Source organism: Rhizobium sp. 22-785-1 (genome assembly GCF_053521965.1).
This window is the reverse complement of record NZ_JBNWDI010000001.1, coordinates 232,072-244,874: the sequence shown is the minus strand read 5'-3', so window position 1 is coordinate 244,874 and position 12,803 is coordinate 232,072. Positions and strand designations below refer to the sequence as shown.

The 12,803-nt window shown below is 56.8% G+C and carries 8 protein-coding genes; 7 read left to right on the top strand and 1 reads right to left on the bottom strand.

Annotated features, from left to right (window positions below):
• The first annotated feature begins 74 nt into the window (after positions 1–74).
• The 5 genes from secG (at position 75) to ACQZ5M_RS01145 (ending at position 7,481) form a co-directional block, all read left to right on the top strand.
• Positions 75–575, top strand: a complete 501-nt coding sequence (gene secG / locus ACQZ5M_RS01165) for a preprotein translocase subunit SecG (RefSeq protein WP_296073863.1) — start codon at positions 75–77, stop codon at positions 573–575.
• A 159-nt stretch (positions 576–734) separates the two neighbouring features.
• The gene (locus tag ACQZ5M_RS01160) at positions 735–2,363 is read left to right on the top strand and encodes a CTP synthase (RefSeq protein WP_449078920.1); all 1,629 of its coding nucleotides are present in this window, start codon (positions 735–737) and stop codon (positions 2,361–2,363) included.
• 79 nt (positions 2,364–2,442) lie between these two features.
• Positions 2,443–3,081 carry a VOC family protein gene (locus tag ACQZ5M_RS01155; protein ID WP_449078919.1) on the top strand — a complete coding sequence of 213 codons (639 nt, stop codon included), beginning with the start codon at positions 2,443–2,445 and terminating at the stop codon, positions 3,079–3,081.
• 132 nt (positions 3,082–3,213) lie between these two features.
• Entirely contained in the window at positions 3,214–4,353 is a 1,140-nt protein-coding gene (locus ACQZ5M_RS01150; RefSeq protein WP_449078918.1) for an efflux RND transporter periplasmic adaptor subunit, read from the top strand.
• On the top strand, positions 4,353–7,481 hold the full coding sequence (locus tag ACQZ5M_RS01145) for an efflux RND transporter permease subunit (RefSeq protein ID WP_296073857.1): 3,129 nt from the start codon (positions 4,353–4,355) through the stop codon (positions 7,479–7,481). Before ACQZ5M_RS01150 ends, ACQZ5M_RS01145 begins: the two co-directional genes overlap by 1 nt.
• A 357-nt stretch (positions 7,482–7,838) precedes the next feature.
• Here ACQZ5M_RS01145 and ACQZ5M_RS01140 read toward each other — a convergent pair whose 3' ends face one another.
• The gene (locus ACQZ5M_RS01140; RefSeq protein WP_449078917.1) at positions 7,839–9,188 is read right to left on the bottom strand and encodes a flagellar biosynthetic protein FliO; all 1,350 of its coding nucleotides are present in this window, start codon (positions 9,186–9,188) and stop codon (positions 7,839–7,841) included.
• A gap of 347 nt (positions 9,189–9,535) precedes the next feature.
• On the opposite strand from ACQZ5M_RS01140, the gene cckA reads away from it, so the two are divergent.
• Positions 9,536–12,142: a cell cycle histidine kinase CckA gene (cckA, locus tag ACQZ5M_RS01135; protein WP_449078916.1), complete on the top strand. Its 2,607-nt coding sequence runs from the start codon at positions 9,536–9,538 to the stop codon at positions 12,140–12,142.
• Positions 12,143–12,443: 301 nt separating this feature from the next.
• A complete protein-coding gene (gene clpS, locus ACQZ5M_RS01130) occupies positions 12,444–12,797 on the top strand; it encodes an ATP-dependent Clp protease adapter ClpS (RefSeq protein ID WP_296014276.1) in 354 nt (117 codons plus the stop codon).
• Positions 12,798–12,803 lie beyond the last annotated feature (6 nt).

Sequence of the window (12,803 nt, the reverse complement as noted above, 5' to 3'; positions counted from 1 at the left end):
AATACGCTTTCGCCTCATGTAAAGAGCCGCAAACTTCTTCATTGTGCTCCTGATGGGGCATGGAATGGATTGTCATGCAGAACGTACTGATTGTTATTCACCTCATGATCGTGCTGGCGCTTGTCGGCGTGGTGCTGATCCAGCGCTCCGAAGGCGGTGGCCTCGGTATTGGCGGCGGTTCGGGCTTCATGTCCGCGCGCGGTACCGCTAACGCGCTGACCCGCACAACGGCGATCCTCGCTGCCCTGTTCTTCGCGACATCCCTCGGTCTTGGTCTCCTGACACGTTACGAATCGCGTCCGACCGACATCCTGAACCGTATTCCGGCACAGCAAGGTCAGGGTAACGGCATTCTCGATACGCTCGGACCGTCGTCGACGACGCCTTCACAGGCGCCAGCCAATAATGGCGTTCCTTCCACGACCAATGGTGCGTCCAACCAGGCACCTGCACAACAGCAGGCACCGGCAACGACGACGCCAGCAGCACCGGCTGAGGGCGGCGCTGTCGCTCCGGCTGCACCGGCGCAGCAACCGGCTCCCGCCAACAACAATGGCGTTCCGACCGGCCAATAAGGCTCAGTCGACGATCAACAATCCGGCAGGCTGAAAAGCCTGCCGGTTTTCTTTTGTTTAGATTCCGGCTCAGCGTCCACGCGTCATCAACAGATGATTTCGCGAGCAATGAAATTGGGACTGGCGGAATCATCTATTAAAAGGTAAGCGGTGACTCCCATGGCGCGATATGTATTCATCACAGGCGGCGTGGTATCCTCCCTCGGGAAGGGCATTGCGGCCGCGGCACTCGGAGCGTTGTTGCAATCCCGTGGATATCGGGTGCGGCTTCGCAAACTCGACCCCTACCTCAATGTCGATCCAGGCACCATGAGCCCCACCCAGCACGGTGAGGTTTTCGTGACCGATGACGGCGCGGAGACGGATCTCGATCTTGGCCACTACGAACGCTTTACCGGGCGCTCCGCAACCAAGACCGACAACATCACCACGGGTCGTATCTACAAAAACATCATCGATAAGGAGCGCCGCGGCGATTATCTCGGCGCGACGGTCCAGGTCATTCCGCATGTGACCAACGAGATCAAGGATTTCGTCACCGAAGGCAATGACGACTATGATTTTGTCATCTGCGAAATCGGTGGTACGGTCGGCGACATTGAGGCGATGCCTTTCATGGAAGCCATCCGCCAGCTCGGCAACGACCTGCCACGCGGCACGGCGATCTATCTTCACCTGACGCTGATGCCTTACATTCCGGCAGCAGGAGAGCTGAAGACGAAGCCAACGCAGCATTCCGTCAAGGAACTGCAGGCGCTTGGTATTCACCCCGACATTCTGCTCGTCCGTGCAGATCGCGAAATTCCTGAGGCAGAACGTCGCAAGCTTTCGCTGTTTTGCAACGTGCGTCAGTCCGCCGTCATCCAGGCGCTCGATGTGGCGAACATCTATGACGTACCGACGGCCTATCATAAGGAAGGCCTCGACAACGAGGTTCTGGCCGCCTTTGGTATCGAACCCGCACCGAAGCCACGTCTTGAGCATTGGGAAGAAGTCTGCAATCGTATCCACACGCCTGAGGGCGAGGTGACGATTGCAATTGTTGGCAAATATACCGGCCTTAAGGATGCCTATAAGTCGCTTATCGAAGCGCTGCACCATGGTGGCATCGCCAACCGGGTGAAGGTCAAGCTTGAATGGATCGAGTCGGAAGTCTTCGAAAAGGAAGATCCGGCGCCCTATCTTGAAAAGGTCAATGCCATTCTGGTTCCGGGCGGCTTCGGCGAGCGCGGTTCGGAAGGCAAGATCCGTGCGGCCCAGTTTGCCCGCGAACGCCAGGTTCCGTATTTCGGTATCTGCTTCGGCATGCAGATGGCGGTTGTTGAAGCGGCGCGTCACCTCGCTGGCATCGAGAAGGCCTCCTCGACCGAATTCGGTCCGACACAGGAGCCGGTCGTTGGCCTGATGACCGAATGGGTCAAGGGCAATGAGCTTGAGAAGCGCAATGCAAGGGGCGATCTCGGTGGTACCATGCGTCTCGGCGCGTACAAGGCGTCGCTGAAGAAGGATACCAAGATTGCGGATATCTACGGCTCGACCAACATTTCCGAGCGCCACCGCCACCGGTATGAGGTGAACGTAGAGTATAAGGATCGCCTTGAAAGCTGCGGTCTGGTGTTCTCCGGCATGTCACCGGATGGTCTCCTGCCGGAAACCGTCGAATATCCGGACCATCCTTGGTTCATTGGCGTGCAGTATCACCCGGAACTCAAGAGCCGGCCGCTAGACCCGCATCCGCTCTTTGCAAGCTTCATCGAAGCGGCACTGGTTCGGAGCCGTCTGGTTTGATTGGCCGGAAGAAACAAGATTAAAGATTGAAAGGCCGCAGCGATGCGGTCTTTTGCTTTTATGAAGAGGACTGGCGCGAATGTTGAAGCTGGATCATTTGGCTATTATTGCTCCGTCACTGGAACTCGGCGCCGATTACATACGCGAGAGGCTCGGTGTTGAAATGCCCAAAGGTGGCAAGCACCCGCAAATGGGCACGCATAATCTTCTACTGCGCCTCGGCGAGGATGTTTTTCTGGAAGTGATTGCCGTCGATCCGGAGGCAGAGCCACCGACGCGACTACGCTGGTTCGGGCTCGATGATGCGGCAGCGGTCCAAGCCGCATGGGACGAGGGGCGGCGGCTACGCGCATGGGTGGCGCGGACCAGCGACTTTACGGGCGTACTCGCAATGCATGGCGATCTGCTGGGACGCCAGGAGCAGGTGTCACGTGGAGATCGTGAGTGGCTGTTTGCGGTGGCCGATGATGGATCTTTGCCCCTCGGTGGTGTCGCGCCTTCGGTGATGGATTGGGGCGTGAAAGGCAATCCCGCATCATCGATGCCGGATCTCGGCTTCCGGCTGAAGAGCTTCCAGATCGAGCACCCCAAGATGAGCCGGGTTCGGAAACTTTACGCGGACCTCGATGTCGTCGATCCTCCGGCAGTGATGGAGGGAGAACAATTTCGCTACATGGCCGAAATAGATACGCCCTATGGCGTCAAACTCTTGAATTAGGACGCACGGTCTACTCGTATTGGCGGTGACGCTCCCTAAAAAGTAGTTCCTAATGTTAACATCACGTCAGAACAAAAATTCGTGATCCGAGTTTACTGCTGAATTTGAACGCCAGCGCGCGAGATCATCGGCATGCTCACTCAAGTCCTTCGCATTTATTCGCTTCCCGCACTCTGTCTTGGAGGTGCAGCGCTGGCGTTGTCCAATGTTGCATGCGCGCAGGATGCGCCTCCCGTTCCCGTCACGGTTTACAAGGCCAAGGTCGAAGAGATCGATAAGGTCATCAACGGTATCGGTACAGTGGACCCATTGCAGAGCGTGACCGTCAGATCGCGGATCGACGGGCAGGTGACTGGCATTCGTTTCTCCGAAGGACAGATGGTGGAAAAAGGCAGCGTCTTGCTAACGCTTGACGATCGCGAGCTTTCATCAGCTCTCACTTCTGCCCAGGCAAAGAAGGCGCAGGACGAAGCACAGTATAACAGCGCAAAAACCGAAGCACAGCGTTATGCATCGCTGGCAGAGAAAGGGGTTGCGTCCGCCTCGACGCTTGAACAGAAGAATGCGCTGAGCCAGCAATATGCAGCGGCTGTTCAGTATGACGATGCGATGATCAAGAGTGCCGAGACCCAGCTTGGTTTTGCCACCGTGATCGCTCCCATTTCGGGCCGCACTGGTTTCAAGCAAGTAGACGTCGGGAGCGTGGTCAGCGCAAGCTCAACAGACGGCATCGTGACGATCACACAAATGGACCCGATTGCTGTGTCCTTCGTCGCGCCCGGCGACAGGTTCGGTGAGATCCGTCAGGCTTTGAGCGAAAATATCGCGGCAGTCACCTTGATCACCACTGATGGAAGCCGCGTCCTGTCGAAGGGCCAATTAACGACAATGGACAACTCCGTCGATGCCTCGAATGGCTCCATCCATCTCAAGGCGATCTTCGACAATGGCAACGGCGCTCTTTGGCCAGGGCTTCCGGTCGCCACGGTACTGACGGTCGAGCACAGAAACGGCGTGGTCGTTCCCGACAAGGCTTTGGCGAGAGGGCGCGACGGGCTTTACGCCTATGTCGTCTCCAAAGACAACAAGGTGGAAAAGCGGAACGTGAAGACGGCCTTCGTCACCGGCGCGAGAGCGCTGGTCACAGACGGCATCAAAGAGGACGAAGAGGTCGTCATGGACGGCCAGTCTCGGATCGGGAATGGTGCGGCTGTCAGCGCCACCCCCTGGACCGGATCGCCGACCGGCGAACTCGCCGAGAAGGCGAACTGATGATGAAGAACGATCAGGAACAGAACCGCACATCCAGTTTCTTCGATTTTTTCATCCTGCATCCGGTGGCGACCGGGCTGCTCATGACCGGGATCTTTCTCGTCGGCGCGATCTGCTATCCGTTCATGCCGGTTTCAGCTCTTCCCCAAATCGATTTTCCGACCATCCAGATCGGTGCCAGTCTTCCCGGTGCGTCGCCGGAGACTATGGCATCCAGTGTTGCGCAACCGATCGAACAGGCGCTCTCACGCGTCAGCGGCATCACCGAGATGACGTCTAACAGTTCGCTCGGAACGACGTCGATTACGGTGCAGTTTGATCTGGACAAGAATATCGAGACCGCAGCAAGCGACGTACAGACAGCGATCAGTGAAGCGGCGGGTCAACTTCCGAAGGATATGACCTCGCTTCCCACGGTGCATAAGGCAAACCCTGCCGATGCGCCGATTATGCAGCTTTCGGCCACCTCCGACACGCTGACCCTGCCGCAACTCGACGAATACATTGAACGCAATGTCGCTTCGAAAATCGGGCAAGTCTCAGGAGTCGCCTTCGTCAATATCGGCGGGAAGCAGAAGCCAGCTATTCGCATCGCTGTCGATCCTGGTCGTCTCGCCCAGGCCGACGTGACGATGGAAGATGTGCGCACCGCTATCGGCAATCTCAGTCTCAGCGCGCCGAAGGGCAACATCGACGATCCGACCCGCAGCTTTCCGATCTACACAAACGACCAGATTTCCAGCAGTGCTGAGTGGAACGACGCCGTCATTGCTTATCGTAATGGCGGGCCCGTACGAATCCGCGATATCGGGCAGGCGACAGACGGAGCGGAAGATAGCAAGATGGCGCACTGGACGAATGGAGAGCGCGGGATTGCGCTCGACGTTTTTCGTCAGCCAGGCGCCAATGTGATCGCGGTCGTCAATGCGGTAAAGGAGCAGCTACCCGCACTTCAGGCTTCGTTGCCGCGCTCGGTAAAGCTGGAGCTCGTCACTGACCGCACAACGACGATCAGAGCATCCGTCACAGATATTCAGTTCACGCTGATGCTGACCATCGGTCTCGTTGTCGTCGTCATCTTCCTTTTCTTGCGAAATCTGCGTGCGACACTCATCCCGGTCGTGACACTCCCGATTGCACTTGCCGGGTCGCTCGCACCCATGTGGCTCTTGGGCTTCAGTCTGGACAATCTGTCGCTCATGGCACTGGTGGTCGCCGTCGGCTTCGTTGTCGACGATGCTATCGTCATGTTGGAGAACATCACCCGCCACATTGAGGATGGTGTCGAGCCGAAGCTGGCAGCGCTTCAAGGTACGCGGGAGATCGGTTTTACGATCGTTTCCATTAGTCTCTCCCTGATCGCTGTCCTGATCCCGATCCTGTTGATGGGTGGCATCATCGGGCGCCTGTTTCGGGAATTTGCCGTAACGCTGACGGTCGCAATTGTCATTTCCGCCATTGTCTCCTTGACGTTGACGCCGATGCTGGCATCGAAGTTCATCCGGCCCATCGAGAAGGATCAGCGTGGCCGTTTTTATCTGGCGGGAGAGGCATTCTTCGATGGATTGACGGCGCTCTATATCCGCAGCCTGAAACCCGTCATTCGACATCGATTTTTGACACTCTTCGTTTTCCTGGCCACCATTGCTGCGACCGGTTACCTGTTCGTCGTGGCACCCAAAGGCTTTTTCCCGGAGCAGGATACGGGCTTCATTGCCGGTCTCTCGCAGGCGTCCCCAGACATATCCTTCACTGAGATGGCGAAGCTTCAGGAACGCGTCAGCGAGATCATTATGAAAGATCCCGCCGTCTATAGCGTCTTCATGGATATTGGTGGCGGCAACGGAGGCAACGCGCTGAATCAGGGCCATGTCAACATCACGCTGAAGCCTTTGGAGGAACGCGATGTCAGCGCCAAACAGGTGATCGACCGATTGGGTACGGCACTGAATGCGCAGCAGGGTATTAAGCTCTTCATGCAGTCGGCGCAGGACATCAATATCGGCGCGCGTCCCGCTAAAACCCAATATCAGTTCACGCTTCAGGACGCAGATATCGAAGAACTGAGCGACTGGTCGGATCAGATCACCAGCAAGCTTTCCGGGCTGCCGGAGCTGCGCGATGTCGGGAGCGATCAGCAAGCTGAAGCGCCCAATCTGACGATCAAGATCGATCGCGCGGCGGCAACGCTCTACGGCGTCCTTCCTTCCACCATCGATGAGACGCTTTACGACGCCTTTGGTCAGCGCCAGGTCGCCTCCTTCTCCAGTCAGACCGATACGTTCCGTGTCATTCTTGAGGTGTTGCCGGATCTGCAGCGAGACATCGCCACGCTTGACCGTCTCTCGGTCAGAGCAAGCAACGGAACGCTTGTCCCGCTTTCGGTCGTGGCGAAGTGGACGACGGATGGCACCTCGCCGGTATCGATCGCGCATCAGGGCCAATCGCCGGCTGTGACCATCTCGTTCAACCTGGCGCCCAATGTCGCTCTGGGGAACGCCACTGCCGTCATCGAAAATGCCGTGTCCAACATGCATCCTCCGGGGTCGCTGCAGACATCGTTTTCCGGCAGCGCGAAGGCTTTCAAGGACTCGCTTGGAACCATCCCTCTGCTCATCCTGGCATCGCTCGTCGTCGTCTACATCATTCTCGGCGTTCTCTACGAAAGCCTTATCCATCCGCTGACGATCCTGTCGACCTTGCCATCGGCCGGACTCGGCGCACTTCTTGCGTTGCAAGTGGCCGGCTTCGACTTTGGGCTCGTCGCAATGATTGGGGTCATTCTGTTGATAGGTATCGTCAAGAAGAATGGTATCATGCTCGTCGATTTTGCCATCCAGGCAGAGCGGGAGGAGGGATTGTCGAGCGAGGAGGCAATCGTCAAAGCCGCCCAGATGCGTTTCAGACCGATCCTGATGACTACCATGGCCGCATTGCTTGGTGGAATACCGCTTGCTCTTGGCCACGGTTCTGGCGCCGAACTACGCCAGCCGCTCGGCTATGCCATCGTTGGCGGCTTGATGGTCAGCCAGGTGCTGACGCTATACACCACTCCCGTCATCTACCTTCTGCTAGACAAGCTACGGCGCAGGAAGGACAAGCGTGAGGGCAAACTCGCACCCGCTTGATGGTAGGGTGGGCGCGGTCGTCGTGAGTATCCTATGGAGGGGACGTTGCCCCCGGCGCTATAAGGTAAGCAATCAGGCGCTGGTCGTACTGATGTTGAAATATAGGTTACGTTTTGCCCAATGGCTCGTTAGGCGGTACTTCGTGGCTGCCACCAAATAGAATTTTCCTAGCATCCACAGATGACAAGTGAGGATAGGCGCCGGCTGTGCGCCGGGCTTCGGTAAGGTGCTGCCCTTAACTGGTCCGCGAAATTGTAGCGACGAAGCTGCTGCGACCGTCTTAAAAGTCTAAACACCAGAGAGACAATTGAAGCTTTCAACCTGTCGCTGTCACTCTGGCGTCAGCGTTACCGCTGGTTATCGATCACGCGTGACCGACATCTCACCGAAGATACGGGACATTTCCTTTTGAACATCCCGCTCAGCAGCGGCAGAGTCTTCCGAGAATTTCGGTTCAGGCTGCGGATCGGGTGTAGTGGTATCCGGGTTTATTGTCGGTTCGACCGTGGGAGACGGCGAAAAATTAGCTGACGTGATGTTGTTCTTGGCGATTTCCGCCTCAAGAAAGTTTTCGAAATCGCTGGTCAACTGATCGCCGAAAACTCGACCATTATCGCTTGGCGCCAGAGGTTCTTGCTTTACGACGACCGGTGTCACAGGAACTGCGGATGCGGCGGTAACAGGTGGTGCAGCCTGATAAGCTGGAAGAACGCGATTACGTGATGCGTCGAGGAAATCGACCGCATTTTCTTCTGTGACAGCTGCCTCATTGTGTTCAACTGGCTCGGGCTTTTCGTCCGACAGGCGCTCCACTGCCCATCTAGGCTCTGCGAAGTTCGTTCCATGGCTGGTGGATGCGACTGGGGAGCCGAAGGTGGAGACGCTGGGTGCTGGTGAAACGACAGGTGCTTCCGGGCCGCCGGACAGTGCCGAGGTCGCTGTCGCAGCTGGCTTGGGGTCTTCACTTTGCTGCATCACCGCAGCAGCAAGAATGGGTGGTGCTGCGGAAGTGGTGGGGGCTACCGGCTCTCGTGCCAGCGCCTTGGGTGCTGGTGGCGCGACCGGCTGGGGCCGGTGAGGCGACGGTGCTGAGGCTCCCGCGTTCGAAACCGGGTGGATCACTGGCACTGGTTCAGGCTTTCGGGGGATGGGCTGTGCTGTCACCGGCGGAGGAGGATTGGTTGGTCTTGTCGCTGCCACAGCGGGCGCAGGCGATGGGGAAGGCGCTGGCTTCGCTGGTGCGGCGCTCGCCGCTGGCTTCTTTCGTTCTTCCGCAGCCGGGGTCTTCACTTCAGATGCCATATGTGCGGCTGCGGGCCGGATATCGTCTTGCGGCGCCTGCGCAATGCTACGCTGGCGGTCGGCGTCGCGTGTGATGAGAGCGTCCTCTTGCGGGTCGCGCACATCCTTCATGAACGGTATGGCACCAATGCCGCTTTCGATCACTATATCGGTCGGACCACCGATCATGACGAGATGCTCGACATTGTCACGTCGCACAAGGACAAGACGTCTGCGCGCATCAACGGCGGTCGCGTCCAGCACCTGTAGACGCGGCTGACGATTTCTGCCGCCCCGGATAAAGGGTGCAGAGCCGCTTCTGCGTCGGATGAACCAAAGAACGATTGCTAGAAGCAGCAATGCCGTGCCAACGCCAACCACTGCAATGATCAATCGATTGCCATACGCGCCAATGAAGTCTTCCATAATGGTGCTGGTCCCTTCAGCCATTTTCTGCAGCGGAAATGTACCCGCATTACATTTGTTCACATATCGTGACGGGAAAAGACGATTTTTTTTCGCCGCCTACAAGAATTTATCCTGTTCTTCCACGAATTTGCTGCATGTTTGACGAAATCAGTCCAGTGAAGACGCTCGGCTGTGCGCGCCCATCGGTACGTGATGCCTATTGTTGTGCATGGGCGATGCTTATCGATTGACGGAGCTTTTTGATATTTATGCAAATTGCTACAAGCAATGTAGAAGCGATTCCGTTCGATGTGACTTTTCCGGCATGTCGGGAAGGCCAGCAGAACTGCAAGGGTAAAACCTCAATGACCAAGGTGCGTCAAACCACTGATAATGACTTTCCCTTGGTGGACAGGCGCGGGCGATCGGCCACTGTGCTTCGCATTCTGCTTCTGGCACTTGTTCTCGTGGCTGCGGCTATTGCCTTCGTTTACTTCAAGGACTCTCTTGAGAACGAGATCGTGCTTGGCATTCTTGGCGTTCTCGCCATGCTCGGTATCTTTTTTCTGGTGTCCTCCGCCATCGGCTTTATTGAGGTCATGCCGCAGTCGCAATCCGATGGAATGGCGCGGCGCTTTCTTTCATCTCATCCCGAGGGAACGCTGATCACCGATACCAAGGGGCGGCTGGTCTATGCCAACGCAACTTATTGCCAAATGACCGGCGCGTCGCGAGCAACCGAGATACAAAGCCTTGAGCAGTTGCTTTCGCGGGATATGGAATCGACGGAAGCTCTCTATCGCCTGATCAATGGTTTGCGCGAAGGACGCGACGGATATGAAGAGTTCCGTCTGCTTAAGCCTCTCAGCCAGTCGGGCATTGCCCAGCCAGGGGCCCGCTGGTTCCGGCTTAAGGCGCGTCTGCTTAAAGATGCAAGCGGTCAGGACCTGCATGTTTTCCAGATTGCTGACATCACCGCTGAGCGCGAAGATCAGGAGCGCTTCTTCCGCGAGTTGCAGAACGCCATCGATTATCTCGACCATGCACCAGCCGGTTTCTTTTCTGCGGGCCGAAAAGGGGAAATTGTCTACCTCAACGCCACGCTCTCCGAATGGCTCGGGATCGATCTGGCGCAGTTCTCCCCAGGCTCGTTGAATGTATCCGATATCGTGGCAGGCGAGGGAATGGCTCTCATTGAATCGGTGCAGCCGCAAGTGGGTAGCAAGCGCACCGAAATGCTCGATCTCGATATGCGCCGTGTCAATGGGCAAAGCATGCCGGCACGGCTCGTTCATCAGGTGACCGCCGCGCGTGACGGCGCGCCGGGTGAAAGCCGGACCCTGGTTCTGATGCGACCCAAGGGGCACGATAGCGCAGAATCGTCGTCGGCAATGCGCTTCACCCGATTTTTCAATAACACGCCGATGGCGATTGCGTCCATCGATGGCGAAGGACGTATCCTGCGGACCAATGCGCCGTTCCTGAAGCTGTTCTCCGGCGTCGTTGGTCGCGATGACATAGACAATGCCGTTCCACTGGAAACGGTTCTGCACGACAATGAGAAGGCCAAGCTTGCGCAGGCGATGACGGCTGCGAAGGATCGGCAGGGGGATATTCCGCCATTCGATTCCCGCCATCCAAAGGATGAAACCCGTCATTTCCGCTTTTACGTCAACGCGGTGATCGATCAGGACGACGAGGCTCCTGAAGAGGTCGCGATCGTCTACGCTATTGAGGTGACGGAGCAGAAGGCTCTTGAAACCCAGATGGCGCAGACGCAAAAGATGAATGCGGTCGGCACGCTTGCTGGCGGCATCGCCCATGATTTCAACAACGTCCTGACCGCCATTCTGCTGTCGTCCGACCATCTGTTGCTTCAGGCTCGGCCAGCGGATGCAAGTTTTGCGGATCTGATGGAAATCAAGCGCAATGCCAATCGTGCGGCGGTGCTTGTGCGACAGTTGCTGGCCTTTTCACGCAAGCAGACGATGCGCCCTGCTGTCCTCAACCTGACCGACGTCATCGGTGACCTGCGCATGCTGGTCGACCGGTTGATTTCCGGCACGAACGTCAAGCTCGAAGTGGATTACGGGCGGGATCTCTGGCCGGTCAAGACAGACTTGTCGCAGTTCGAGCAGGTCATGATCAATCTTTGCGTCAATGCGCGTGATGCCATGCCTGATGGCGGCAAAATCAAGGTGACGACACGCAATCTGCTGGCTTCAGACGTTGCAGCTTTCGGCAAGACCGAACTTCCGGCTGAGGACATGGTCATGGTCGAAGTTGCCGATACCGGAACTGGTATCCCACCCGAGATCATGGACAAGATTTTCGAGCCCTTCTTTACCACGAAGGAAGTAGGCAAGGGCACCGGCCTTGGCCTCTCGATGGTTTACGGTATCGTCAAGCAATCCGGCGGTTACATCTATCCGGAGTCCGAGGTCGGTAAGGGCACCGCTTTCCGTATTCTGCTACCGCGCCATATCGTCGAGCCGGTGCAGGCCTTACCGGCATCCGACGGTGCGGAAACTCAGCGAACCGCCGAGGCTGTCGTCGCAAAGCCAGAAGCCAAGGACGAACCGCTCGACCTTACTGGCAAGTCGGCGGTGGTGCTGCTTGTGGAGGACGAGGAAGCTGTGCGCCGCGGCGGCAAACGAATGCTGGAGACGCGCGGTTATACGGTCTATGAGGCCGGTTCCGGTACAGAAGCGCTGGACGTGATGGATGAGTTGGAGGGCAAGGTCGATATCGTCGTTTCCGACGTCGTCATGCCTGAAATGGACGGTCCTTCGTTACTGCGAGAGCTGCGCAAATCCTACCCTGACCTCAAATTCATCTTCGTGTCCGGTTACGCCGAAGATGCCTTTGCCAAGAACCTTCCAGCCGATGCAAAGTTCGGCTTCCTGCCAAAGCCTTTCTCGCTCAAGCAGCTTGCTGTCTCCGTCCGTGAAATGCTGGATAGCGACAGTTAAGGCACTGTTCGATCTCGCTGCTGGACGACGCCTCCACAGAAGAGCTTTTCATCTTGGGGTTTGAAGGTTCACGCAACTTTCGCACAATTTCGATCCGGTAGCGTGAAAGATGGGCGTTTGGCTCAGCTTTGAGGCTTGCTCCTTCGCCGTCTTCCCATTTTTCCAGGATGCAAACGGATTAGTGATTGCAGTGCAGCGCGAGGGGCTTAAAATCGACTAACTGAAACCTAAATAAGAAGAGGCGAAATTCTTGCTCGCACCCTTCATCGCTTGCGGGTTTGATTTTGGAGAATAATGAAAAATGATCGTTAACTCGATCTACATGCAAGGCGACAGCGAAGGGGAGGACGGCGGAACGAACCGCGGCACGTCTGTTATCACCCGCACCAAGCCTAAGACGAAACGACCGAATTTGTACCGTGTTCTTCTTTTGAACGACGACTACACTCCGATGGAGTTCGTCATTCATATTCTGGAGCGCTTCTTCCAGAAGGACAGGGATGCTGCCACCCGTATCATGTTGCATGTCCATCAGCATGGTGTCGGCGAATGCGGTGTCTTTACTTATGAGGTCGCAGAGACAAAAGTAAGCCAGGTCATGGATTTCGCCCGACAGCACCAGCATCCGCTACAGTGCGTCATGGAAAAGAAATGAGGATCG

Bases quoted from the DNA above. Each gene is read 5' to 3' on its own strand.
- ACQZ5M_RS01155 (WP_449078919.1), top strand. From the start codon at position 2,443: ATGTTGAAGCTGGATCATTTGGCTATTATTGCTCCGTCACTGGAACTC.
- cckA (WP_449078916.1), top strand. From the start codon at position 9,536: ATGACCAAGGTGCGTCAAACCACTGATAATGACTTTCCCTTGGTGGAC.
- ACQZ5M_RS01160 (WP_449078920.1), top strand. From the start codon at position 735: ATGGCGCGATATGTATTCATCACAGGCGGCGTGGTATCCTCCCTCGGG.
- ACQZ5M_RS01140 (WP_449078917.1), bottom strand. From the start codon at position 9,188: ATGGAAGACTTCATTGGCGCGTATGGCAATCGATTGATCATTGCAGTG.
- ACQZ5M_RS01150 (WP_449078918.1), top strand. From the start codon at position 3,214: ATGCTCACTCAAGTCCTTCGCATTTATTCGCTTCCCGCACTCTGTCTT.
- secG (WP_296073863.1), top strand. From the start codon at position 75: ATGCAGAACGTACTGATTGTTATTCACCTCATGATCGTGCTGGCGCTT.
- clpS (WP_296014276.1), top strand. From the start codon at position 12,444: ATGATCGTTAACTCGATCTACATGCAAGGCGACAGCGAAGGGGAGGAC.
- ACQZ5M_RS01145 (WP_296073857.1), top strand. From the start codon at position 4,353: ATGATGAAGAACGATCAGGAACAGAACCGCACATCCAGTTTCTTCGAT.